Here is a 23,653-nt window from a genome sequence, read left to right on the forward strand (position 1 = left end):
ACCGACAATGTGGACATGGATGCCAGACCTTACCCCGACACAGCGGAGCCGCCAGAAACAGCGGCCTGCACCGACTTGAAGACCCTCCTCAGGACCGTGGACTTCCCGATCTCACGCCGCGAACTGCAGTCGATCGCCGTCCGTTCCGGACTCGACCGCGGGACGCTCGCCGCGCTCAACACGCTCACCGAAGAGCACTACGCCGGCTCGTTCGGCATCCTCCGCGAACTCCGCCACCACGGCGAGCTCCGTCGCTCCGCCTGACCGTCTCATCCGACACCTGGTGGATTCCCCAGCGCGGTGCGCTGACGTGAGCGCGGGTCACAGTCGCGGGCGCGGGTCTCCGGAGGGGCGCGCTCACGCGCGCGGGACGCGGTGACGTCAGCGCACCGCGTGGCGGCTCGGCCGGGCAGGCTCTCGGCACGGTGCGTGACGTCCTTGCTGCTCGCGTTCGGGCTCCTAGACTGGCCCGATGGGGAAACGCACATGGTCTGCAGCTGTCGGAATCGTCATCGCGCTCGGAGTCGCACTCACCGGCTGCGCGCCGAGTGCACCGGCACCCACCGGCACGCCCGTCGGCTCCCCGACCATGTCGGCCACGCCGGAACCGACTGCCCCTCCTGCGGAGGACGTCGTCGCCATCGTCGTCGGCCCGTTGGCACTCGAACTCGTCGATACGACCGGGACGCCACTGGAGAGCTTCGCCTACGACGACCCGTCGGAGGAGGCGCGTGCCAAGCTCACGAACCTGTTCGGAGAGGAACCCGTCGTCGAGGACAACTCGACGGGCAAAGTCCCGAACACCACCTATCAATGGGCGGGTATCAGCATCTTCGACCGCCAGGGCGACGGCGGCGAGTTCATCCCTGATTGGTCGGTCGCCGTGACGGCGTCGGCCCTCGGCGAGGTCGATTTCCGGTCCATCGAGGGGACGGTGGTCGGGGCATCGGTCAGTACCGTCCGCGAACGCTATCCGGAGCACCCCGACCAGGTTGATGCGAACGGCGGACGTCACTTCAGCATCTCGGTGGCGGAGACACCGGTCGGTACCGACGACCAAGGCAACGAGCACACGTACTCCGTCTTCATTTCCGCGCAGGATCCCGACAGCCCCATCGAGAGCATCGGCGCACCGTACACGAACTTCGGCGACTGAGCTCACCGCCACCTGGTGGATTCCCCAGCGCGGTGGGCTGACGTGAGCGCGGGTCACAGTCGCGGGCGCGGGTCTCCGGAGGGGCGCGCTCACGCGTGCGGGGCGCGGTGACGTCAGCGCACCGCGCTGGCGATTCCGACAGACATCGTGCAACGCAGAAACCCCCGGCGAACCGAGGGTTTCGAGCTGAGATCCAGTGCGGAGACGGCGGGATTTGAACCCGCGGTCCCCTTACGGGGACTCCACCTTAGCAGGGTGGTGCACTAGGCCGAACTATGCGACGTCTCCATGTGCGCTCGCAAGCGGACGCACGACGACCAGCATAACCGGTGATGGGCGTGGTGACGAATCCCCGGGTCCGAGACACCCTTCGACACTTCGACAAGCTCAGTGACCGGGACTGTGGTTCCTGAGTCTGTCGGAGGGCAGGGACCGGGGCGGCCACTTCTGCGCTCGCTGAAAGACCGGCGTCGGAGACGGACCGGGACGCCTACTGGTTGTCGAGGGTACGACCGCGGGAGCAGGTGCGCTGGTCGGCGGTCTGGCCCGTCACGGACGACGGAAGGACCACTGCACCACCGGCGGAGGGGTCGGTCGCATCGGCAGGCGGGGCCGTCGCCGCAGGATCGCCACCGGCATCCGCACCCTCGGCGGGCTCGACCGCGGTCGGGTCGGTCGGGTTCGCCACCGCACCCGCGCCGGTCGCGCCCGAGAGCTGGATGGGCTGGTCGTTGCCGAGCGCCTCGAAGAGCGCGGCCGCCGCATCGTCGATCGGCTCGACGCCACCCTCCACGGCGGCGTTCGGATACTGCACGAACGCGATGTTCGCGAGGTCGACCTCACGCAACGTCATGGCGATCGCGATCATCGTGTCGAGGCTCGTCAGGCTGTCGGACAGCTGCATGTTCTTCGCCGCCGCTTTGGCCAGGGAGTAGAGGATTCCAGGGTTGGTCAGCGTCTCGGCGCTCTTCACCTGCTGCATCATCGCCGACAGGAACACCTGCTGGTTGCTGATGCGACTGAGGTCGCTGCCGTCGCCGACACCGTGCCTGGTGCGGAGGAACTGCAGTGCCTCGTACCCCTCGAGCGTGTGCTCGCCCGCCGAGAGGAAGGTGTTCGTGTACTCGTCCTCGATCGGGTCGGCGACACACACCGTCACCCCACCGAGCGCGGTCGACATGGCCATCACGCCACTGAACTGGACCTCGGCGGCGAACGGGATCTCGAGGCCGGTGAGCTGCGACACCGTCAGCGCCGTGCAGGCGAGTCCGCCGTAGCTGAGCGAGGTGTTGATCTTCTGCCGGCTCATCGAGTCGAACGAGCCGCCGGACGGGTCGGGGCAGGACGGGATCGGGACGAACATGTCGCGAGGGAAGCTGACGACCGTCGCGTTGCTGTGGTCTTCGGAGATGTGCACGAGCATCGTGACGTCGTTGAGGTTGCCCGTCTCCTCCTCGGCATCACCGAAGACGGGATCCTGACCGGCGCGCGAGTCGCTGCCGACGATCAGGAGGTTGACGCCACCGGGATACGCTCCGATCGCGGGCAGATCGGTGACCGCCTCACCCTGCGAGTCGACGAGCGCGACGCCGGGTTTCACGGTCGCGGCGACGTCCCAGAGGGCGATGCCGGCGACGATGCCACCGCTGACCAGTGCGACCGCGAGCGTCGAGGCGACGATCTTCAGGGCGGTCGCGATCGGGTTCGACCGCTTGAGTCGTCCGTGGCGGGCGATGGTCGCGAGCTTCTTCGGGCGGGGCCCACGAGCTGCCGCTCGGCGTGCCGCGGCGTCGCCGGCGGGCTCGTCGATGTCGGTCGAATGCGGGGGCATTCGTCGATTCAACCACGGGTTCATGTGAAGCGCACAGCCCGGAGCCGTGGGCTCCGAGGCGCGGGAGTCTCTCGGGGCGGTGAAAGCAGTGCGGAGGGCGTGGGATTCGAACCCACGAGACATTTCTGCCCACCAGTTTTCAAGACTGGCTCCATCGGCCGCTCGGACAGCCCTCCTGATGGTCGATCGCCCGCGATGACGCAGCTGACGACCAGGATCGAGTGTATCGGATGGGGCCAGCGACGAAGCGGCCCCATCCGATCACGCGGTGATTACTGGTCTTCCTCCGGACGACCCGCCGTGCAGGTGTTCTGCGCGGCGTTCTGGCCCGTGATCGTGTCGGGCAAGGCGACCGGGCCGGCGGCGGACGGGTCCGCGGGCGCTGCCGGGTCCGCCGTGGCAGCGGGATCGGCAGCCGCGTCGGTGGTCGCCGGGTCTGGCGTGACCGGCGCGTTCGGGTCGGTCACGACGTACTTGCCGGTGGCGGACAGGGCGACGGCCTGGTCGCTCTGCAGCGCCGTCCACAGGACGTCGGCATCGGACGTCGCCTCGACTCCGCCCTCGACCGTGGCCGTCGGCGTCTGGACGAACGCGACGCGGTCGAGCGGGATGTCCTTGAGCGCTGCGGCGATCGACACCATCGTGTCGATGTTGTTCAGGCTGCTCGACAGGGTCACGTTCTTCAGCGCGGCGCGGGCGATCGAGTAGAGCTTGATCGGATCGGAGAGCGTGTCGCTGCTCTTCAGCGTGCGGACGAGCGAGGAGAGGAAGACCTGCTGGTTCGAGATCCGCGAGAGGTCGCTGCCGTCGCCGACGCCGTGACGTGAGCGGAGGAAGGCGAGGGCGGACGCGCCCGAGAGGTCGTGGGTGCCGACGTCGAGGTTGATGCCGCTCCAGGCGTCGTTGAGGGGCTCGGTGACACACACCGGCACGCCGCCGACCGCGTTCGACATCGAGATGACGCCGTCGAAGCCGATCTGCGCGGCGAACGGGATGGAGAGGCCGGTGATGCCCTCGACCGTGGAGACCGCGCAGGCGAGCCCGCCGTCGGCCCCGCCGTACATGAGGGCGGTGTTCATCTTGTCGCGACCGTTGCCGCCGTCGGCGCAGTCGCCGATCTGCACGTACATGTCGCGCGGGAAGCTGACGACCGTGGCGCTCGAGTGGTCTGCCGAGATGTGCATGAGGATCGTGACGTCGTTGAGGTTCTCGTCTCGCTCGCCGTACGCCTGGTTGCCATCGCCCGAGTCGCTGCCGACGAGGAGCAGGTTGACGCCGCCCTCGATCGCGCCGATGTTGGGCGGCGGCGCACCCGGCGTCTCGTTGTCGAGGTGGGCGACGGGCTTGACGCTGTTGGCGAGGTCGAGCGCGGCCACACCGGCGACCGCGATGCCACTCACGCCGACGACGGCGGCCGTCGCGGCGACGATCTTCGCGACGGTGACGAACGGGTTCGACTTGCGGAGTCTGCCGTGACGGACGGCGGCGCGCGGTTTGGACGCGTCGGCGTTGCGGGTCATGGATCTCGCTCTCGTCTCAGGAACAGGGGTGGCCGGAACCCAGGAGACCGGGCTGCGGCGAGTCGTCCGGCGACACCTGGAGCAGGCGCGCACCGACGCCCCGTGCCCACCGGAAACGGCGTATCGGCACGGAGCTTTGGACGATGCTAACCCGAAATGCTCCTCAGGAGCTGAGAGAGACCGTCGTCGGTGACCGTGCCGGTGACCTCCGACGCGACCGCGAGGACCTCCTCGGGCGCCTGGCCCATGGCGACACCGCGCCCTCCGGCTGCGGCCCAGCCGAGCATGTCGACGTCGTTGCGGCCGTCGCCGACGGCGACCATCTGCGAGCGCTCGAGCCCCAGCCACTCCCGGACACGCTCCAGCGCGGTCGCCTTGTTGACGCCCTTCGGCGCGATGTCGAGCCATGCCGTCCAGCCGATCGCGTAGCTCACCTGGCTGAGCCCGATCTTGTCGACGATGCGGAGGAACTCCTCCTCGTCGTGGCTCGGGGATACGACGACGACGCGTGTCACGGGGCTCGTGACGAGCTCCTCGAACGGCACCTCGATCGCGTTCTCGAGGTTCCAGTCCTCCATGCCGACCGTGTACTTGCGGAAGCCGTCGGGGTATTCGACCATGTAGCTGCCCTCGGAGAGGTGCGGCTGGATGAGCCCGAGGACCTCGGTCGGGTCGAAGGTCTCCATGAAGAAGCGCTCATAGGAGTCGGGCTTCGACTCATCGCGCTTCATGATGAGCGCACCGTTCGCGCAGACGACGTACTGCGGCGTCAGCTCGAGCTCCTCGAGCACCGGGCGCGTGCTCTCCCAGCTGCGACCGGTGGCCAAGGTGACGATGTGGCCGAGCGAGACCACGCGGCGCACCTCGTCGGCGACCGACAGGCTGAGCGAACCGTCCTCGTGCAGCACGGTGCCGTCGATGTCGAGGGCGACGAGCAGCGGGTTCGCGGTGGTGGTCGTCTCGTCCGTCATCGGATCGGCCTCGCGACCTCGATGCCGCCCAGGTACGGACGCAGCACCTCGGGGATGACGACGCTGCCGTCCTCCTGCTGGTGCGTCTCGAGGATCGCGACGATCCAGCGGGTGGTCGCGAGCGTTCCGTTGAGCGTCGCGACCGGCGTGGTCTTGCCCGACTCCCCGCGGTACCGGGTGTCGAGGCGACGCGCCTGGTAGGTGGTGCAGTTCGAGGTGCTGGTGAGCTCGCGGTACGCGTCCTGCGTCGGCACCCAGGCCTCGACGTCGAACTTGCGTGCCGCGCTCGACCCGAGGTCGCCGGCGGCCGTGTCGATGACCCGGTAGCTGAGGCCGAGCGACTGCAGCATCGCCTCCTGGTACGACAGCAGGCGCTCGTGCTCGGCGGCGGCGTCCTCCGGCTTGGTGTAGACGAACATCTCGAGCTTGTTGAACTGGTGCACCCGGATGATGCCGCGGGTGTCGCGCCCGTAGGACCCGGCCTCCTTGCGGTAGCAGGTCGACCAGCCGGCGTAGCGGAGCGCGCCCTCCTCGAGGTCGAGGATCTCGTCGGAGTGGTACCCGGCGAGCGCCACCTCGCTCGTGCCGGTGAGGAAGAGGTCTTCACCGGCGATCTGGTAGACCTCGTCGGCGTGCTCGCCGAGGAAGCCGGTGCCCTTCATGATCTCGGGGCGCACGAGCGTCGGCGTGATGAGCGGGACGAAGCCGGCCTCGATCGCGCGGTCGAGCGCGAGGTTCATGAGGGCGATCTCGAGGCGGGCGCCGATGCCGCGGAGGAAGTAGAAGCGCGAGCCGCTGACCTTGGTGCCGCGCTGCATGTCGATGGCGCCGAGGAGCTCCCCGAGCTCGAGGTGGTCGCGCGGGGCGAAGTCGAAGGAGGGGCGTTCGCCGACCTCGCGGAGCGTGATGAAGTCGGCCTCGCCGCCGGCGGGCACGCCGTCGAGCACCGGGTTCTGGATGCGACCGGCGACGTCGGCGAAGTAGGCCTCGGCCTCGGTCGCGACCTGCTGGGCCTCCTTGACGCGGGCGGCGAGCTGCTGCGCTTGGGCGACGAGGGCGGCCTTCTCCTCCTTGGGGGCCTTGGCGACCTGCTTGCCGAACGCGTTCTGCTCGGCACGGAGTTCCTCGAACCCGGTGATCGCAGCGCGGCGTGCGGTGTCGGCGTCGATCGCCTGGTCGACGAGGTCGACGGAGGACCCTCGCTTCTGCTGCGACGCTCGGAGGACTTCTGGCTGTTCGCGGAGGAGTACGGGATCGATCACCCGGCAAGTCTAGCGATCGAGGTCGGTGACGAGGCCCCGGGACAGTACCGTTGGGCCATGCCGACTCCCCCGCACGCCGCGCTCGTGTACAACCCGGTGAAGGTCGACGCCACCCGGCTGCGGAGCGCGTTGGAGGCGCGGTCACAGGAGGCGGGATGGGCGGCTCCGCACCTGTACGAGACGAGCGTCGACGACCCCGGTGTCGGTCAGGCGCGGCGCGCGGTCCTCGACGGTGCTCAGGTGGTGCTCGTGGCCGGCGGCGACGGGACCGTGCGGGCCGTCGCCGAAGGCCTTCGCGGGAGCGGTGTGCCGCTGACCCTCATCCCCTCGGGGACCGGCAACCTGCTCGCGAGGAACCTGAAGGTGCCGCTCGGCGACCAGCTGGCCGCGATCGGGACGGCGTTCACGGGCGACACGCGCGCGATCGACATCGGCGTCGCCATGATCACCCGTGCCGACGGGTCGGAGGAGGAGCACGCGTTCGTCGTGATGGCCGGCATGGGCATCGACGCGATGATGATCGCCACCGCGAACCCCGACCTCAAGAAGTCGCTCGGCTGGCTCGCCTATGTCGAGTCCGGTCTCCGCTCGATCGCCACGGCCGCGCCGTTCCGCATCCACTACCAGTTGCGCGGGCACCGTCAGCATGCGGCGACCGTGAGCTCGGTGCTCGTCGGGAACTGCGGCACGCTGCAGGGCGGGGTGCAGCTCATGCCGGACGCCGAACTCGACGACGGGTTCCTCGACGTCGCGGTGCTGCAGCCGAAGGGTGCCTTCGGCTGGCTGCTCGTGTGGCGGAAGGTGACGTGGGAGAACCGGGTCCTGCGGCGGACTGCCGTGGGGCGACGGATGATCCGCTTCACCGAGGGCCGGGGCGGGAACACCGTGACGAACCTGCGTGCTGAGGCGCTGACCGTGCGGGTCGACGAGGCGCAGGACCTGGAGCTCGACGGCGACGCGTTCGGCATGGCGACCATGGTCGCGTTCGACGCGCACCGCGGCGGGTTGCTCGTCAAGCTCCCGTAGCCACCACCCGTCCCCCATCCTGGCTCGGTGGGGTGCCAGCGCGGTGCGCTGGCGTGAGCGCGGGTCATCGACGTGAGCGCGGGTCTCCGGAGGGGCGCGCTCACGTCGATGACCCGCAGTGACGCCGATGCGTGCATGGTGACGTCAGCGCACCGCGCTGACGGACGAACAGCGACCCGAAACACCCGGATGTCTGGCGGACCAGACAGCCACAGCCCGGTCGCTCTCGCCGTGCGGGCCCCGGGAGGAGTGGACTGATCACATGACCGACATGCCGACCACCACCCGGACCATCCGTGCCGCTCGCGGCACCACCCTCACCGCCAAGAGCTGGCAGACCGAGGGCCCGCTCCGGATGCTCATGAACAACCTCGACCCCGAGGTCGCCGAGCACCCCGAGGACCTCGTCGTCTACGGCGGCACCGGGAAGGCCGCGCGCAACTGGGAGGCGTACGACGCGATCGTCCGCACGCTCGAAGGGCTGGAGGCCGACGAGACCCTGCTCGTGCAGTCCGGCAAGCCCGTCGGCGTCTTCCGCACGCACGAGTGGGCACCGCGCGTGCTCATCGCGAACTCTAACCTCGTCGGTGACTGGGCGACGTGGCCCGAGTTCCGCAAGCTCGAGGCCGAGGGTCTCACCATGTACGGGCAGATGACCGCCGGCTCGTGGATCTACATCGGCACGCAGGGCATCCTCCAGGGCACCTACGAGACCTTCGCCGCCATCGCCGACAAGCGGTTCGGTGGCACCCTCGCCGGGACGCTGACCCTCACCGGCGGCGCCGGCGGCATGGGCGGGGCACAGCCGCTCGCCGTGACGCTCAACGAGGGCGTCGTGCTCATCGTCGACGTCGACCCGAGCCGACTGGAGCGACGCGTCGAGCACCGCTACCTCGACGAGATGACGGACGACCTCGACGACGCCGTCGAACGCGTGCTCGCCGCCAAGGCCGAACGGCGCCCGCTGTCGGTCGGTCTCGTCGGCAACGCCGCGACCGTCTTCCCCGAACTGCTGCGGCGCGGTGTCGCCATCGACATCGTCACCGACCAGACGAGCGCTCACGACCCGCTCGGCTACCTGCCCGAGGACACGGCGCTCGCCGACTGGCAGACCGAGGCGGCGGCCGACCCGGTCGACTTCACGCGCCGCTCGCGACTCGCCATGGCGAAGCAGGTGCAGGCGATGGTCGACTTCCAGGACGCCGGCGCCGAGGTCTTCGACTACGGCAACTCCATCCGCGCCGAGGCGAAACTCGGCGGTTGCGAGCGCGCCTTCGACTTCCCCGGCTTCGTGCCCGCCTACATCCGGCCGCTCTTCGCCGAGGGCAAGGGCCCGTTCCGCTGGGCGGCCCTGTCCGGCGACCCGGCGGACATCGCCGCGACCGACCGCGCCATCCTCGAACTGTTCCCCGAGGACGAGAAGCTGCGCCGCTGGATCACCTCGGCCGGCGAGAAGATCGCCTTCGAGGGGCTGCCCGCCCGAATCTGCTGGCTCGGCTACCAGGAGCGCCACCTCGCCGGCTTGAAGTTCAACGAGATGGTCGCCTCGGGTGAACTGAGCGCGCCCGTCGTCATCGGCCGCGACCACCTCGACTCCGGTTCCGTCGCCTCGCCGTACCGCGAGACGGAGGCCATGGCCGACGGCTCCGACGCGATCGCCGACTGGCCGCTGCTCAACGCCCTGCTCAACACGGCGTCCGGCGCGACCTGGGTGTCGATCCACCACGGCGGCGGGGTCGGCATCGGCCGGTCCATCCACGCCGGTCAGGTGATCGTCGCCGACGGGACGCCGCTCGCCGCCGAGAAGATCGCGCGCGTGCTCGTCAACGACCCGGGCACCGGCGTCATGCGTCACGTCGACGCCGGCTATGAGCGGGCGGCCGAGGTCGCCCGCGAACGCGGCCTGCGGGTGCCGATGTGGGAGGGCGAGTGACCGACGGCCTGATCGCCCACGGTCGGCTCGCCGGGCTCGACGAGATCGCCGGCGTCGGCGTCGATCCGGCACGCGGCGGGTACTCCCGGCACGTCTGGACGCCGGCCGAGTCGGAGCTGCGCGAGTGGTTCACGGCTCGCGCCGCCCGACTCGGGCTCGACGTCGAGACGGACCGGAACGGCAACCTGTGGGCGTGGTGGGGCGCGCGTGGGCCCGACGCGGTCGTCACCGGCAGCCACCTCGACTCCGTCCCGGGCGGCGGCGCCTTCGACGGGCCGCTCGGCGTCGTCTCAGCGCTGGACGCCGTCGCGCGTCTGCAGGCCACCGGGTTCCAACCGTCGCGTCCCGTCGCCGTCGTGGTGTTCGCCGAGGAGGAGGGGTCCCGGTTCGGGGTCGCCTGCCTCGGATCCCGGCTCCTGTCCGGTGCGATCACCGCGGACGCCGCCCGAGCGCTGACGGACGCCGACGGGGTCACCGTGGCGGAGGCCGCAGCGGCCGCCGGGCTCGCTCCCGAGCACCTCGGCCGCGACGACGAGGCGCTCGGCCGCATCGGACTCTTCATCGAGTTGCACGTGGAACAGGGTCGCGGCCTCATCGACCTCGGCTCGCCCACCGCCGTCGCCTCGTCGATCCTCGCCCACGGCCGCTGGCGACTCCGCGTGAGCGGTCAGGGGAACCACGCCGGCGCGACCGGCATGCGCGAGCGTCGTGATCCCGTGGTCGCCGCGGCACGGGCCGTCATCGCGGTCGAGCAGGCCGCCCTCGCGACGGACGACGCCCGCGCCACCGTCGGCCGCATGCGCATCGTGCCGGGCGGCACCAACGTCATCGCCTCCGAGGTCGACGCCTGGGTGGACGCGCGCGCGGCCACCGATGCCGGCACGCGCGCCCTCGTCGCGGACATCGAGAGCCGGGTGCAAGAGGCCGTCGCCGGTTCCGGCTGTACAGCGGAGCTGGTCGAGGAGTCGTGGTCGGGCGTCGTCGAGTTCGACCCAGAGCTCGCCGCGCGGCTGGCGGGCACGCTCGGCGGGGTCCCCCTGCTGCCGACGGGTGCCGGTCACGACGCCGGTGTCCTGAACGGAGCCGTGCCGACGGCGATGGTCTTCGTGCGGAACCCGACGGGCGTCTCGCACTCGCCGGAGGAGTTCGCCGAGGCGGACGACTGCGTCGCCGGTGTCGAGGCGCTCGAGACCCTGCTCCGGAGCGTCCTGTGACGGTCGCGAGCGTCGACGCCGGCGCGGCAGACGTGCGGGGTCCCATCTGGGCCGCGACGGCGATCATCGACGGTCGCCCGACCGGCCGCGTGCGCTTTACAGCCGACGACTCCGGACGGATCACCGCCGTCGAGCGGGGCGTCGAGCCGGAAGCGGGCGACCGACGCCTCGGAACGGTCGTCCCCGGCATGGGGAACGCCCACTCCCACGCGTTCCACCGTCTGCTCCGCGGACGCACCCACGCCGACGGCGGTGACTTCTGGCAGTGGCGCGAGGCGATGTACGCGGCGGCCGCGAGCCTCGACCCGGACCACTACGGCCGGGTCGCTCGCGCCGTGTTCGGCGAGATGCTCGTCTGCGGCTGGACGGCGGTCGGCGAGTTCCACTACGTGCACCACCAGGCCGACGGCACCCCGTACGCGACCGCCCACGCGATGGAACTGGCGGTCGCCGAAGCCGCCGCCGACGTCGGCATCCGGCTCACCCTCCTCGACACGGCCTACCTCGCGAGCGGCCTCGGGTCCGCCGGGGGTCCCGCCGCTCCGCTGCTCACCGAACAGCTCGCGTTCGGCGACGGCGACGCGTCCGGCTGGCTCGCCCGCTGGCATCGACTGCGCGACGCGCTCTCCGGCTCGGTCGGCGCCACCGGGCTCGTCACGCTCGGTGCCGCGCTGCACTCCGTACGCGCCGTGCCCGTCGATGCCATGCGCACGATCCTCGCCGGCCTGCCCGACGACGTCCCGCTGCACGTCCATCTCTCGGAGCAACCGCAGGAGAACGTCGACACGCTCGCGAAGACGGGCAGGACGCCGACGGGCGTGCTCGCCGCGCTCGGTGCGCTCGCCCCACGCATCAGCCTCGTCCACGCGACGCACCTGACCGACGCGGACGTCACGGCGATCGGGCGGTCCGGCGCGACCGTCGTGATGTGCCCGACGACCGAGGCCGACCTCGGTGACGGCATCGGACCGGCCCGCCGCCTCGCGGACGCGGGTGCCCGGATCGCCGTCGGCTCCGACCAGAACGCCGTGGTCGACCCGCTGCTCGAACTGCGTGGACTCGAAGCCGGTGAGCGGCTCGCCTCCGGCAGACGCGGCCGGTTCTCGCCCGCCGAGCTCCTCGCGGCGGGCACCGACAACGGGTACCGTTCGCTCGGACTCGGGCGGCACACGCTGGATGTCGGCGACCCGCTCGACCTCGTCGAGGTGTCGACGTCGAGTCTGCGCACCACCGGCGCCGACCCGGCACAACTCGCCCTCGTCGCGACCGCGTCCGACGTCGAGCGGGTCGTCGTGGGCGGGCAGCTTGTGGCGGAGGGCGGCCGGCTGCTCGCGACGTCACGGGAGTCGACGCCGGAACAGCTCCTCGCGGTGGCCCTCGCGGAGCTGGCAGCATCGACGGAGACGCCCCGGACAGCCACCTCGTCCCCGACACCTGATCACCCCTCGCAGGAGATGCAGCCATGACCAGCGAACTCATCACCGGCATCGCCGAGCTCACGACCAACGCGGGCTCCGGGCCGGGCGACGTCGACGGCAACCGGATCACCGATGCGGCGCTCGTCATCGAAGACGGCCGGATCGCGTGGCTCGGCGCAGCGGTCGACGCGCCCGACGCCGACGCGCGGACCGACGTGGGCGGGCGCGCCGTGCTCCCGGGTTGGGTCGACACGCACACCCATCTCGTGTTCGCGGGCGACCGCTCGGCGGAGTTCGAGGCGCGCATGGCCGGCGGCCGGTATGCGGCGGGCGGGATCGCGACGACCGTGGCGGCCACCCGGGCGGCTTCCGAGGAGCAGCTCGTCGCGGGTGCGCGGCGGTTGCGGACGGAGTCGCTCGCGCAGGGGACGACGTTCCTCGAGGCGAAGACCGGCTACGCGCTCGACGTGGAGGGCGAGGCGCGATCCGCTCGGGCGGCGGCCGAGGTCGCCGACGTCGTCACCTTCCTCGGAGCCCATCTCGTGCCGGCCGGTGCGGACCGCCGCGACTACCTCGACCTCGTGACCGGGCCGATGCTCGCGGCGGTGGCTCCGTTCGCGTCCTACATCGACGCGTTCTGCGAGGTCGGCGCCTTCGACGTCGAGGAGTCGCGCGAGGTGCTGCTCGCCGGTCGCGCCGCTGGCTTGGGTGTCCGGGTGCACGGGAACCAGCTCGGCGAGAGCGGCGGGGTGCGCCTCGCGGTCGAGTTGGAGGCGGCGAGTGTCGACCACTGCAACCACCTCTCTGACGCCGACGTCGACCTTCTGGCGGGTTCGTCGACGGTCGCCACCCTGCTGCCCGCCTGCGACCTGTCCACGCGCGAACCGTTCCCGCCGGCGCGCGCACTCATCGACGCCGGTGCTTCGATCGCGCTCGCGACCAATTGCAACCCGGGCACCTCGTACACGACGTCGATGGCGTACTGCGTGGCGACCGCCGTGCTGCAGATGCGGCTGACGATCGCCGAGGCGGTGTGGGCGGCGACGCGAGGGGCCGCGGTAGCGGTCGGCCGCGAGCACGGTGTCGACGCCGTCGGATCGCTTCGCGTGGGTGGTCTCGCGGACCTGCAGGTGCTCGACGCGCCCTCGGTCTCGCACCTCGCCTACCGGCCCGGTGTGCCGTTGACGGTCGGCGTCCGGCAGCGCGGCGAGCGCGTCACGATCGGTGAACGGCGATGAGCGGCGAGGCTGACGAGCGTGCCGTCGTGTGGTTGCCCGCGTCCGGGCATCGGAGCTACCGGTGGCGGAACGGGCTGGGGACGGCGGCGGAGATCGCGGCGGAACCGGTCGAGGCTGGAAACGGCGGTGACGGGACCGCGACCAGGGACGGGCGCGGGGACGCGCCGACCGGGCCGGGTTGGACGCTGAGCATCGCGACGGTCGACGCGGACGTCGTCTTCTCGTCGTTCCCGGGTGTCGACCGACAACTGATGGCGTTGTCGTCGGGCGGACTCGGACTCGTGATCGACGGTGAGCGGGTCGAGTTGGACCGGTGGCAGGTCGCCGCCTTCGACGGGGCCTCAGCGGTGTCGTCGCGGGGCGTGGTCGGGCCGACGCTCGATCTCAACCTGATGGTGTCGCGGGACCGGTTCCGTGGATCGCTCGAGGTCGGCGTCGTCGACGGCTCGAGGCTCGTCACCACGCCGCCGGGAGCCACCACGTTCGTCGTGTTCCTCGATGGACTGCTGTCGGCGGAGGGGCCAGGTCTCAGCCCTGGTGCGCTCCAGCGGCACGACACCCTCCGACTCGAGGCCGGCACCCTGTCCCTGACCGGCGACGCCACGATCGCGCTCGCCCAGGTCATCCCCCACTTGTGATGGATGCCAGCGCGGTGCGCTGACGCGAGCGCGCCCCGCAGCCGCGAGCGCGGGTCTCCAGAGGGGTGCGCTCACCTCCCAGACCCGCGCCCACGCCGATTCGGCAGGTCTCGCGCCAGCGCACCGCGCTGACCTGAGACCTCCCCACCGGGTGCCGGCGCGGTGCGCCCGCGTGAACGACGCACACCCGACGTGAGCGCTCCCCGCGCACGCGAGCGCGGGTCTCCGGAGGGGCGCGCTCACGTCACAGACCCGCGCTCACGCCAGCGCACCGCGCTGGCGCACACCCCGGCCGCGACGGCTACTTCGTGCGGTCGAGGACCGCGAAGCGGAAGGTGTAGGTGGCGTCGAGCGTGTCCTCGAGGCCCGTCACGTTCTTCTGGGCGAGGACCGTCTCGGTGCCCTGGAGCAGCGGGATGATCGGAGCAGCGGTCGCGGTCAGCGCCTGGATCTGCTCGATCGCCGCGATGCGCGCCGCCGGGTCGGTCGCCGTCGCCTCGGTGTCGATGAGCGCGTCGACGGCCGGGTCCGAGTACCCGTTGGCGACGGACGCCCCGGTCGTCGAGTACGCCGAACGCAGGAAGTTGTCCGGGTCCGGGTAGTCCGGGAAGAACCCGAGCTGGTACGCCGGATAGCCCGACTCCGGGTTCAGCTCCTTCACGTAGCTCGTCCACTCCGTCGACTGCAGGTCGACGGTGAACAGGCCGGACGTCTCCAGCTGCGACTTGATGAGCGCGTACTCCTGGTCGGAGTCGGGGCCGTAGTGGTCGCTCGTGTACTGGATCGGCAGAGCGACCGGGGTGCTGACGCCCGCGGCCGCGAGGATCGCCGCGGCTTTCGCCGGGTCCGGCGCGTCACCGTACGCGGTCTGGAACGCGGGCGTCGCACCCGTCTGACCGTCGAGCACGACCGAGTAGGCCGGCGCGTAGGTGCCCTTGTAGACCTGGTCGGCGATCTCCTCACGATCGACGAGCGACGCGACCGCCTGCCGGATGGCGAGCTTCTGCGCGTCGTTCGCACCCGGCTGGGTGTTCAGGTTGAACGTGAGGAACCGCACCGAACCGCCCGGCCCGTCGACGACCTGCAGGTCGGAGTCGCTTCGGAGGTCGGCGACGTCCGTCGCGGTCAGCGAGCGGTAGGCGATGTCGACGTCGCCCTTCTCCAGGTCGAGCCGCAGGTTCGACGCCGTCGTGTACGGCTTGAGCACGACGTGCTGCGTCTTCGCGCGGGTCCCGGAGTAGCGCGAGTTCGCCTCGAGGGAGAGCAGTCCGCCCGCCTGGTAGCTGTCGACGGCGTAGGGGCCGGAGCCGATCACGTCGTCGTCGCTCAGCAGCTTGTCCGCCGGGAAGACCTCTTCGTCGACGATCGGCCCGGCCATGCTCGTGAGCACGTAGGGCCAGGTCTGGTCGTTCGGCACCGTGAGGTGGAAGACGACCTGGTTGTCGTCGCCCTCCTCGACGCTGTCGAGGTTCGCGAGCAGCGGCGACGGACCGTTGTCGGCGGCGATCTCACGGACGCGGGTGAAGGAGTAGACGACGTCCTCGGCCGTGAGCGCGTGGCCGTTGGAGAAGGTCAGCCCCTCCTTGACCGTGCAGACGTAGGTGGACTCGTCGGTGAAGTCGCACGATTCCGCCGCGTCGGGGGCAGGGACGACGTCGCCCTCGTCGTAGCTGAGGAGGTGCTGGTAGATCTGGTTCTGCGGCGTGAACGAGCCGCGATCCCAGGCACCGGCCGGGTCGAGCGAGACGATCTGATCGGTCGTGCCGATGACGAGCGCGGTGGTCGTGGTGGTCCCGCCCTGGGCCGTGCAACCGGTGAGGGCGGCGACGACACCGAGGCCGATGGCGACCGTGGCGAATCTGGCGGATCGGTTCATGGAGCGGTTCCTTCGGGTGACTGCGGGGGTGCTGATGCTGATGGCGCGACGGGGACCGCGTGGGAGGCGAGCGCGAACCTCGGGTGCGGTTCGGCTCCGTCGACGAGCTCGGCGAGGAGGCGTCCCAGCACCGGGCCGAACTTGAACCCGTGACCGGAGAATCCCGTCGTGACGATGATGCTGTCGATCCGGTCGATCACGAAATCCTCGCTGGGGCTCAGATCGTAGAGGCAGCTGATGGTATGGGGTGCGGACGCGTCGACGCCGGGCACCCATTCGGCGACGTAGGCGGTGAGCCGCGCGAGTTCCACGGGTTCGGCGAGGCCGTCGCGTTCGTCGGGGTGGACGTGGACGGCACCGCCGTGCAGCCCGACCTTGACCCCCTCGCCCGGCGTCAGCAGGCCGTACACGCTCGACCCCTCGGCGGGATAGTGGACGAAACTCGGCCAGGCGTCCGCGCCCAGTTCGCTCGGGAAATGCGCGGGCTGGACCTGCGTCACGACGATCTCGGGCAGCGGACGACCGACGCTGCGAGCGAGGTCGCCGACGAGGTCGGGTGTCCAGGAGCCGGCCGCGACGACCACGTGGTCCGCGGCGACGTCGCCCAGCTCGGTGCGGACGACGGCGCCGGCGGCACCCGCGGTCGGGTCGTTCGACTCGGCCGGTTCGACGCCCGTCACCCGCACGCCGAAGCGCAGGGTCGCTCCGGCCACCTCGGCGAGGTCGAGCAGGGCCTCGATCGCCTCGGCGGAGTACAGTCGCCCGCCGGTCGCGTGGTGGAGGACCTCGCGGTCGAACCGCAGTCCGGGCCAGCGGTCGCTCGCCTGCTCCGGGGTGAGGCGCTCCGACGCGATCCCGCCTCGGGTCATCGCCGCCTCGATCGCCGAGAGCATCTCGGGTCGGCCGTGGTCGAGCGCGCCGGTGAGGTCGAGCAGCGTCCGTCCGCTCGCCGACTCGAGCTGCCGCCAGGCCGCGAGCGCCTCCGACGTCAGGGCGACGTAGTCGTCGGCGTCGTAGCCCTGACGGAAGATGCGGGTCGCGCCATGTGAGGAGCCGTGCTCGTGACCGCGCGGGTACCGCTCGAGGAGCAGCACGTCCCGGCCCTGCTCGGCCAGTGAGCGCGCAGCCGCCGCACCGACGATCCCGGCACCGATGACCACGACCTCGGCGCGCGCCGGCAGCGCGGTCGGCGTCGCGTCCGCTGCCGGACCCGGCGCGGTCATCGGCCCGACTCCGCAGGCAGGCCCGACTCCGTGGTCTCGCGGGTCGCTGCGGTGGCGCGCGCGTCGACCGCACGACGAGCCGGCATCGCGGCGGCCACGGCGGCCTCGTCGGCGAACGGACGGGACGGGAATCGACCGGGCGCGTATCGCGACGCGTCGACGAAGGGGCTCTCACCCGTGACCATCAGTTCGGCGAGCATCCGGCCGAGTCCGGGGCCGTGCGTGACGCCGGACTCGTTGTCGCCGGCCACGACGTACAGCCCGTCGAGCTCCGGCAAGGGGCCCGCGATGAAGCGGCGGTCCGCGGTGTACGACACGATCCCCTGCACGGCTTCCGCGTCGTCGACGACGGGCGCGGCGGCCGGGATGAGCTCGGAGATGATCGGCGACAGGTGCTCCCGCATCGCCTCGACGAGGTCGGGGCGGTCCGGGCGACGGTCGGCCGGGCTGTCATGCACCGCGAGCACCTCGTAGCCGACGCCGTTGCCATAGGTGAGACCGCCGAGGTGTTCCCGGATCCACAGTCCGTCGAGTTCCGGGATCATGAGGGTCGGCACCTCGCCGAGGCCGAACGGGGCGGTGGTCAGGCGGCTCGCGATCACGCGTGCGAACGGCAGCACGCGGTCCGTGGCGGCGAGGAGTCCGTTCGTCCAGGAACCGGTGGCGAGGACGACCTCGTCGCCGAGGACGCGCTCGCCGGCCGCGGTCAGCACGCCGACGGCTCGGCCACCCTCGGCGAGGAAATCGACGACGGGCGTGTGCTCGACGATCTCGACGCCCTCGGCCCGGGCGAGCGCCGCGAGCGCGAGTCCGGCGTCGGGCGCGCTGATCTGGATGCCGTCGGGATGGATGAACGCCCCGACAATGGCCTCAGGGTCGAGACCCGGAACGAGCTCAGCGGTCTCGACGGCGGTGAGCAGGCGGGCGTCCTCGGGTCGGAGCGGGTGCTCGGCGAACGGCAGCAGGTGATCGAGCACGGCCTGCTCGGTGAGCGCGAGCCACACGTTGCCCGTGTTCCGCAGACCGATGTCATATCCGGCCGCGTCGAGCCCACGGTAGAAGTCGAGGCCCGCCTGCTCGAGGGCGAGTTCCGACTCGTCCCAGTACCAGGCGTAGCCCGCCGCCCAGAGGCCGACGAAGCCCGCTCCCGCCGCGGTCGTCGCTCCGGCGGTGGTGCCCGACTCGAGGACCGTCACCCGGCGCCCGGCGCGGGCGAGGTGGACGGCGGTCGCCAGGCCGAAGAGGCCGGCACCGACGATGACGGTGGTTGCGGGGCGGGGGTCGGTCACCCTTCGAGGCTAGTCACTCGCCGTCCAGGAGCCGACCACCCCGTCGCAATCCGACACTCGCCGTGTCCTTCGCCGGCGGATTCCGCGTCCCCGACTCAGGAGGTGTGCGGCGCGCCGGTCCCGTCAGCGGTCGACGCGCCGGAGCACTCCTGAGTCGGGGGCAAGGGCGGGGCTAGATGACGCCCTGGGCGAGCATCGCGTCCGCGACCTTCACGAACGCGGCGGTGTTCGCCCCGACGACGTAGTCACCCGGCCGACCGTAGCGCTCGGCGGCCTCGTAGGCGGCGCGGTGCACACCGTGCATGATTCCGCGGAGTTTCACCTCGCTGTCGTCGAAGGACCACCGCTGCCGGGCCGCGTTCTGGCTCATCTCGAGCGCCGAGGTCGCCACGCCACCGGCGTTCGCCGCCTTCCCCGGGCCGAAGAGGACGCCGGCCTGCTGGAACACCCGCACCGCCTCGGGCGTCGACGGCATGTTCGCACCCTCTGCTACCGCGATGACGCCGTGCTTCACGAGGGCGATCGCGTCACGTTCGTGCAGCTCGTTCTGCGTCGCACTCGGCAGCGCGATCTCCCCCGGGACGTCCCACACGCTGCCGCCGGCGACGAAGTGGGCGCCCTGACGGCGGGTGGCGTACTCGGAGATCCGGCCGCGCTCGACCTCCTTGATCTGCTTGAGGAGCTCGAGGTCGATGCCGGCGTCGTCGACCACGTATCCGGAGGAGTCCGACGCGGTGACGGCGGTCCCGCCGAGCTGATGGACCTTCTCGATCGCGTAGGTCGCGACGTTCCCGGAGCCCGACACGATGACGCGCTTGCCCTCGACCCCGCGGCCGTCGACGGCGAGCATCTCGTCCACGAAGAACACCGTCCCGTACCCGGTCGCCTCGGTACGCACCTCGGCGCCGCCCCAGCCGACACCCTTGCCGGTGAACATGCCCGACTCGTGACGGTTGGTGATCTTCCGGTACTGGCCGAAGAGGAAGCCGATCTCGCGCGCGCCGACGCCGATGTCGCCGGCAGGGACGTCGGTGTGCTCGCCGAGGTGGCGGTAGAGCTCGTTCATGAAGCTCTGGCAGAAGCGCATGATCTCGGCGTCCGACCGCCCGTGCGGGTCGAAGTCGCTGCCGCCCTTCGCGCCGCCGATGCCCTGCGCGGTGAGGGCGTTCTTGAAGATCTGCTCGAACCCGAGGAACTTCACGATCGACAGGTTCACGCTCGGGTGGAAGCGCAACCCGCCCTTGTACGGGCCGAGCGCCGAGTTGAACTGGACGCGGAATCCGCGGTTCACCTGCACCCGGTTGCGGTCGTCGGTCCACGGCACACGGAAGACGACCTGCCGCTCGGGTTCGACGAGACGTTCGAGGATGCCCGCCTCGAGGTACTCGGGGTGTTCGTCGAGCGCCGGGCGGATGGACTCGAGGACTTCGAGGAGCGCCTGGTGGAACTCGGGTTCGCCCGCGTTGCGCCGCAGGGCGGCCTCCGCGACGGCGTGGACGGGGTCGGTGGACGTGGTGGTGCCGGTCACTGTGGTGCTTTCTGATCGGCCGACCAGGCGTCTCCGGCTGTCGCTCGACGGTGGTCGGAGGCAGTGGAGCGCGACTCGCCGGCGGGGAGGTACACGGGCCGTCGTGGGGCCTCGGCAAGCCTGGCAGCCGCGATAGATATCCGTCAAACGTCGACTAGACGAGCCGGCCGAACCAGTGGGACGACGACCTAGAGGTGGTCGTGCTCCGCGGCCTCGCTCGGGATGATCGGGATCGCGAGGGCCGGGAGCACCGCGACCGCGAGGAAGGCGAGCGGATAGCCGACCAGGCCGATGAGCGCACCGACCGCCGGACCGACGACCGACGCGGCGATGAACTGGCCGGTGTTCTGCGCTCCCAGCGCCCGCCCGGCCCAGGCGGGGCCGGCCATCTCGGCGACCGAGGTGAAGGCCAGCCCGTTGTCGGCGACCGTCACGGCACTGGCGACGACGAGCGCGACGGCGACAGCCACGGGCCACTGCAGCAGCCCGACGCCGGCGAGGAGCAGCATGACGACGACCGCCGACACCGCCACCCAGCGCAGCGGTCGCACCCGGCTGCCCACGCGGTCGCTCAACACCCCGACACCGATCCGACCGATCGCTCCGACGAACTGCGCGACACCGACGAGCACGCCCGCCGCGAGCGCGTTCCAGCCCTGATCGGTGACGAGCCAGACGAGCGCGAAGGTCGTGAGCGTGAACTGCGGCACCACGAGCAGGATCGACACCGCGTGGATGCGCCAGAGGAAGCCGTCGCCTCGGTAGGGGTTGCGTGGTCGCACGGCCACGGGGTTCGGCGTCGTCTCCGTCGAGACCGGCTTCGGCACGACGGTCCGTGGCGGATTCCGGAGTCCGACGGTGCAGGCCACGGCGAGGACACCCGTCGCGACGAGCGAGATCAGGAGTGCGGCGGAGATGCCCGACGCCGCCGCCACGGACGGCACCGTCACCGCGGCCGCCGTGACGCCGAGCGGCTGTGACATCTGGCGGATCCCCATCGCGAGGCCGCGGCGGTCCTTCGGGAACCAGCCGACGACGATCCGGCCGCTCGCCGAGTTCGTGCTCGCGGAGGCGGCACCACCGAGGAGGAGCAGGATGCCGAGTGGACCGTAGCCGAGCGAGGGGATGAGGCCGTCCGCGGCGATCGCCCCGGCAGCGGCCAGCGCGGTGAGGGCGAGGCCGCCGGCGATGACGATGCGCTCGCCGACACGGTCGGCCAGCCAACCCCAGGCGATGAGCGTCAGCACCATGCCGAGCGTGGGGGCAGCGGCCAGGACGCCGGCCTCGGCGAGCGACATGCCCCGCTCGGCGTGCAGGAGCGGGATGAGGAACGCCGGGGTGCTGACGAAGAGCGTGCCGGCGGTCTGCGCGGCGACGCCGAGCCCGAGGACGGTCCAGGCCCGACCGGCGTTCGGCATCGGTGGACGCGCCCCGCGCGCGGTCGCCGGGGCCACGGGGGATGGTGTCGTTCCGGTCATCGTGCCGCTTCCTGCGCTGGGCGTCTCCCACTGCTAGCATGACGGTACACCATTTTGGTATACCAATCGCCACCGGCCGGATCGGGAACACGGATGAGCACTCCGACGCAGACCACCCAGCTCTACGAGCGCCTCCGCGGGGCGATCCTGACCCTCGACCTCGCGCCCGGGCAGCCACTCACCGAGCGGGGGCTTGAGCAACGCTTCGCGGCGTCACGGACGCCCGTGCGCGCCGCACTCACCCGGCTCGAGGCCGAGGGACTGGCGCGTCGCGACGGCCGCGGCTGGATCGTCGCCCCCATCGACCTCGAGGAGATCGGCCTCATCGCCGAGGTCCGTGAGGCGCTCGAGACCGCCGGCGTCCGGCTCGCCGCCGAACGCGCGACCGAAGCGCAGCTCGCCGCGATCCGCACCCTGCTCGACGAACCCCGCCCCGACGACGAGCACACGGTGCTCCGCGTAGGAGGTGACTTCCACGAGGAGCTCGCGACGCTGTCCGCGAACCACCTGCTCGCCGAAGGGGTGCACGGCGCGATGGTCCGGCTCGCCCGCACCCGCTGGCTCGAGGTGCGGACGCCCGAGGCCCGAGAGCAGGCAGCCACGGAGCACCGCGCCATCCTCGACGCGGTCGCGGCGCGCGACCCCGAGCGCGCTGCGGACCTCGTCGCGCGCCACATCCGCGGGACGAACGAGCGGCTCATCGCATCACTCACCGCCGACCAGCGTCGCCTCCGCGGTCACGGTGTCGACATCGTCAGCTGAGGCACCGTTGACGCGCGGTCGGCGCCCACAACTCCCGCACCCGGCCGCGAATCCCGCTGACACGCCGTCCCCGAGTTCGGACACGGACCGACAGCAGGAGTTATGCGCGAACGTGACAGCTCAGTCGTCGAGCGGCTCCGCCGAGAGCAGCCCGCGCAACCAGTCGCGGGCCTCGATGAACACCTCGTCGTTGTACCGGGAGTGGTAGTCGACGGCGGTGCGATCGGCGCTCGGGTACGAGCCCAGGAAGATCACATTCGGGCTGAAGCGTCGGAGCCCCAGCAGGGCGTCGGCCATCCGCTCGTCCTCGATGTGTCCGAGGGCGTCGATCACGAAGCGGTACCGGCCGAGCGCGTCGCCGATGGGCCGCGACTCGATGAGGCTCAGGTTCACGCCTCGCGTGGAGAACTGCTCGAGCATGCCGAGCAGCGAGCCGGACTCGTCGTTCGGCAGCTCGACGATGAGGCTCGTCTTGTCGGCGCCCGTCCTGGCCGGGATCTCCCGTGAGCGACTGACGACGACGAAGCGGGTCACGGCGTTCGGGTTGTCGCCGATGTTCTCCGCGAGGACGTCGAGGTCGTAGTGGTTCACGATGCCGGGCGGGGCGACCGCGGCGTCGGCGGTGGAGGTGCCGTCGAGGAGCGAGGCCGCGGCGGCGACGTTGCTCGACGCCGGGATGTGTCCGTGCGAGGGCAGCTTGGCGTCGAGCCAGAGGTGGCACTGCCCGTAGGCAACGGGGTGCGCGTTCACGACCGAGACGTCCTCGAGGCGGGTTCCGGGGCGGGCGACGAGCACGAAGTTCACCGGCACGAGCACCTCGCCGACGATGCGGAGACCGGGCATCGTGGCGAGTGCATCCTGCGCCACGGACACCCCTCCGTCGACCGAGTTCTCGATGGCGATGACCGCGGCTGTGCTGCGGCCCTCGAGGACGTCGCCGAGCGCCTCGCCGACGTTCGACACGGGCTTCCAGATCTGGCCCCTGGCCTCCTCGACCTGGCCGAGCGCCACCTCGGTGAAGGTCCCGCTCGGACCGAGGAAACTGTAGCTCCGGAGGGCGTCGTCGGCGGGTGCGGCTGGCATGCCTCCGAGCGTACCGTGTGGTTCGCGACACGCCCTTGGACGACCGTTGACTCCCATCCAGGTCACATTCGGGTGATTTCCAGGAAGATCGGGTCATTTCGGCCCCGATACCCCCCGTTTTGAGCTATTCAAATCACGCCACTACCCGCCACAATGGATACAAGGGTGTATTGAGCGCTGCCGCTCGTCTCGGGAAGCGAGTTCACG

19 protein-coding genes and 2 tRNA genes are annotated in these 23,653 nt (G+C 71.0%); 9 read left to right on the forward strand and 12 right to left on the reverse strand.

Features of this window, described 5'->3' with window-relative positions:
• The first annotated feature begins 15 nt into the window (after nucleotides 1–15).
• Nucleotides 16–264, forward strand: coding sequence for a DUF2795 domain-containing protein (locus EAO79_RS01785; protein WP_124767567.1), 249 nt, complete (start codon nucleotides 16–18; stop codon nucleotides 262–264).
• 208 nt (nucleotides 265–472) lie between these two features.
• Nucleotides 473–1,156 (forward strand): hypothetical protein, encoded by a 684-nt coding sequence (locus EAO79_RS01790; RefSeq protein WP_124767568.1) that lies wholly within the window; start codon nucleotides 473–475, stop codon nucleotides 1,154–1,156.
• A 199-nt stretch (nucleotides 1,157–1,355) separates the two neighbouring features.
• On the opposite strand, the gene EAO79_RS01795 is transcribed toward EAO79_RS01790, so the two are convergent.
• The 6 genes from EAO79_RS01795 to serS form a co-directional block, all read right to left on the reverse strand.
• Nucleotides 1,356–1,444, reverse strand: a tRNA-Ser gene (locus tag EAO79_RS01795).
• Between the two features lie 202 nt (nucleotides 1,445–1,646).
• Entirely contained in the window at nucleotides 1,647–2,987 is a 1,341-nt protein-coding gene (locus EAO79_RS01800; protein ID WP_124767569.1) for an LCP family protein, read from the reverse strand.
• Between the two features lie 91 nt (nucleotides 2,988–3,078).
• Nucleotides 3,079–3,163 (reverse strand) — tRNA-Ser (locus EAO79_RS01805).
• 96 nt (nucleotides 3,164–3,259) lie between these two features.
• Complete coding sequence (locus EAO79_RS01810) at nucleotides 3,260–4,507, reverse strand: LCP family protein (protein WP_079706469.1); 1,248 nt, start codon at nucleotides 4,505–4,507, stop codon at nucleotides 3,260–3,262.
• A gap of 146 nt (nucleotides 4,508–4,653) precedes the next feature.
• Nucleotides 4,654–5,478, reverse strand: a complete 825-nt coding sequence (locus EAO79_RS01815; protein ID WP_124767570.1) for an HAD family hydrolase — start codon at nucleotides 5,476–5,478, stop codon at nucleotides 4,654–4,656.
• Complete coding sequence (gene serS / locus EAO79_RS01820) at nucleotides 5,475–6,740, reverse strand: serine--tRNA ligase (protein ID WP_124767571.1); 1,266 nt, start codon at nucleotides 6,738–6,740, stop codon at nucleotides 5,475–5,477. Before serS ends, EAO79_RS01815 begins: the two co-directional genes overlap by 4 nt.
• Nucleotides 6,741–6,797: 57 nt before the next feature.
• Between serS and EAO79_RS01825 the strand changes: the two genes are divergently transcribed.
• The 6 genes from EAO79_RS01825 to EAO79_RS01850 all read left to right on the forward strand — a co-directional run bounded on the left by EAO79_RS01825 (nucleotide 6,798) and on the right by EAO79_RS01850 (nucleotide 14,207).
• Nucleotides 6,798–7,766, forward strand: coding sequence for a diacylglycerol kinase family protein (locus tag EAO79_RS01825; protein ID WP_124767572.1), 969 nt, complete (start codon nucleotides 6,798–6,800; stop codon nucleotides 7,764–7,766).
• A gap of 262 nt (nucleotides 7,767–8,028) precedes the next feature.
• Entirely contained in the window at nucleotides 8,029–9,699 is a 1,671-nt protein-coding gene (hutU, locus tag EAO79_RS01830) for a urocanate hydratase (RefSeq protein WP_124767573.1), read from the forward strand.
• A complete protein-coding gene (locus EAO79_RS01835) occupies nucleotides 9,696–10,913 on the forward strand; it encodes an allantoate amidohydrolase (protein ID WP_124767574.1) in 1,218 nt (405 codons plus the stop codon). The genes hutU and EAO79_RS01835 overlap by 4 nt, the downstream gene beginning before the upstream one ends.
• Nucleotides 10,910–12,379 carry a formimidoylglutamate deiminase gene (locus EAO79_RS01840; protein WP_241160956.1) on the forward strand — a complete coding sequence of 490 codons (1,470 nt, stop codon included), beginning with the start codon at nucleotides 10,910–10,912 and terminating at the stop codon, nucleotides 12,377–12,379. The genes EAO79_RS01835 and EAO79_RS01840 overlap by 4 nt, the downstream gene beginning before the upstream one ends.
• The gene (gene hutI / locus EAO79_RS01845) at nucleotides 12,376–13,569 is read left to right on the forward strand and encodes an imidazolonepropionase (protein ID WP_124767575.1); all 1,194 of its coding nucleotides are present in this window, start codon (nucleotides 12,376–12,378) and stop codon (nucleotides 13,567–13,569) included. Before EAO79_RS01840 ends, hutI begins: the two co-directional genes overlap by 4 nt.
• Entirely contained in the window at nucleotides 13,566–14,207 is a 642-nt protein-coding gene (locus tag EAO79_RS01850; protein WP_124767576.1) for a HutD family protein, read from the forward strand. Before hutI ends, EAO79_RS01850 begins: the two co-directional genes overlap by 4 nt.
• A gap of 301 nt (nucleotides 14,208–14,508) precedes the next feature.
• On the opposite strand, the gene EAO79_RS01855 is transcribed toward EAO79_RS01850, so the two are convergent.
• The 5 genes from EAO79_RS01855 to EAO79_RS01875 all read right to left on the reverse strand — a co-directional run bounded on the left by EAO79_RS01855 (nucleotide 14,509) and on the right by EAO79_RS01875 (nucleotide 21,601).
• Nucleotides 14,509–16,083 carry an ABC transporter substrate-binding protein gene (locus EAO79_RS01855; RefSeq protein WP_124767577.1) on the reverse strand — a complete coding sequence of 525 codons (1,575 nt, stop codon included), beginning with the start codon at nucleotides 16,081–16,083 and terminating at the stop codon, nucleotides 14,509–14,511.
• Complete coding sequence (locus tag EAO79_RS01860) at nucleotides 16,080–17,306, reverse strand: FAD-dependent oxidoreductase (protein WP_124767578.1); 1,227 nt, start codon at nucleotides 17,304–17,306, stop codon at nucleotides 16,080–16,082. Before EAO79_RS01860 ends, EAO79_RS01855 begins: the two co-directional genes overlap by 4 nt.
• Nucleotides 17,303–18,595 (reverse strand): FAD-binding oxidoreductase, encoded by a 1,293-nt coding sequence (locus EAO79_RS01865; RefSeq protein WP_124767579.1) that lies wholly within the window; start codon nucleotides 18,593–18,595, stop codon nucleotides 17,303–17,305. Before EAO79_RS01865 ends, EAO79_RS01860 begins: the two co-directional genes overlap by 4 nt.
• Before the next feature lie 172 nt (nucleotides 18,596–18,767).
• On the reverse strand, nucleotides 18,768–20,123 hold the full coding sequence (gene gdhA / locus EAO79_RS01870; protein WP_124767580.1) for an NADP-specific glutamate dehydrogenase: 1,356 nt from the start codon (nucleotides 20,121–20,123) through the stop codon (nucleotides 18,768–18,770).
• A gap of 188 nt (nucleotides 20,124–20,311) precedes the next feature.
• Nucleotides 20,312–21,601, reverse strand: a complete 1,290-nt coding sequence (locus tag EAO79_RS01875) for an MFS transporter (RefSeq protein ID WP_371413662.1) — start codon at nucleotides 21,599–21,601, stop codon at nucleotides 20,312–20,314.
• Between the two features lie 93 nt (nucleotides 21,602–21,694).
• Here EAO79_RS01875 and EAO79_RS01880 point away from each other — a divergent pair, with 93 nt between their 5' ends.
• Nucleotides 21,695–22,363 carry a GntR family transcriptional regulator gene (locus EAO79_RS01880; RefSeq protein WP_124767581.1) on the forward strand — a complete coding sequence of 223 codons (669 nt, stop codon included), beginning with the start codon at nucleotides 21,695–21,697 and terminating at the stop codon, nucleotides 22,361–22,363.
• Between the two features lie 120 nt (nucleotides 22,364–22,483).
• Here EAO79_RS01880 and pheA read toward each other — a convergent pair whose 3' ends face one another.
• Entirely contained in the window at nucleotides 22,484–23,446 is a 963-nt protein-coding gene (pheA, locus tag EAO79_RS01885) for a prephenate dehydratase (protein WP_086475276.1), read from the reverse strand.
• Nucleotides 23,447–23,653: the final 207 nt, after the last annotated feature.

This window comes from Plantibacter sp. PA-3-X8, from assembly GCF_003856975.1.
GTDB classification, from domain to species: domain Bacteria; phylum Actinomycetota; class Actinomycetes; order Actinomycetales; family Microbacteriaceae; genus Plantibacter; species Plantibacter auratus.

Bases quoted from the DNA above. Each gene is read 5' to 3' on its own strand.
- EAO79_RS01815 (WP_124767570.1), bottom strand. From the start codon at position 5,478: ATGACGGACGAGACGACCACCACCGCGAACCCGCTGCTCGTCGCCCTC.
- EAO79_RS01810 (WP_079706469.1), bottom strand. From the start codon at position 4,507: ATGACCCGCAACGCCGACGCGTCCAAACCGCGCGCCGCCGTCCGTCAC.
- EAO79_RS01855 (WP_124767577.1), bottom strand. From the start codon at position 16,083: ATGAACCGATCCGCCAGATTCGCCACGGTCGCCATCGGCCTCGGTGTC.
- hutI (WP_124767575.1), top strand. From the start codon at position 12,376: ATGACCAGCGAACTCATCACCGGCATCGCCGAGCTCACGACCAACGCG.
- EAO79_RS01880 (WP_124767581.1), top strand. From the start codon at position 21,695: ATGAGCACTCCGACGCAGACCACCCAGCTCTACGAGCGCCTCCGCGGG.
- EAO79_RS01800 (WP_124767569.1), bottom strand. From the start codon at position 2,987: ATGCCCCCGCATTCGACCGACATCGACGAGCCCGCCGGCGACGCCGCG.
- EAO79_RS01825 (WP_124767572.1), top strand. From the start codon at position 6,798: ATGCCGACTCCCCCGCACGCCGCGCTCGTGTACAACCCGGTGAAGGTC.
- pheA (WP_086475276.1), bottom strand. From the start codon at position 23,446: ATGCCAGCCGCACCCGCCGACGACGCCCTCCGGAGCTACAGTTTCCTC.
- EAO79_RS01875 (WP_371413662.1), bottom strand. From the start codon at position 21,601: ATGACCGGAACGACACCATCCCCCGTGGCCCCGGCGACCGCGCGCGGG.
- EAO79_RS01850 (WP_124767576.1), top strand. From the start codon at position 13,566: ATGAGCGGCGAGGCTGACGAGCGTGCCGTCGTGTGGTTGCCCGCGTCC.
- EAO79_RS01785 (WP_124767567.1), top strand. From the start codon at position 16: ATGGATGCCAGACCTTACCCCGACACAGCGGAGCCGCCAGAAACAGCG.
- EAO79_RS01790 (WP_124767568.1), top strand. From the start codon at position 473: ATGGGGAAACGCACATGGTCTGCAGCTGTCGGAATCGTCATCGCGCTC.
- EAO79_RS01860 (WP_124767578.1), bottom strand. From the start codon at position 17,306: ATGACCGCGCCGGGTCCGGCAGCGGACGCGACGCCGACCGCGCTGCCG.
- hutU (WP_124767573.1), top strand. From the start codon at position 8,029: ATGACCGACATGCCGACCACCACCCGGACCATCCGTGCCGCTCGCGGC.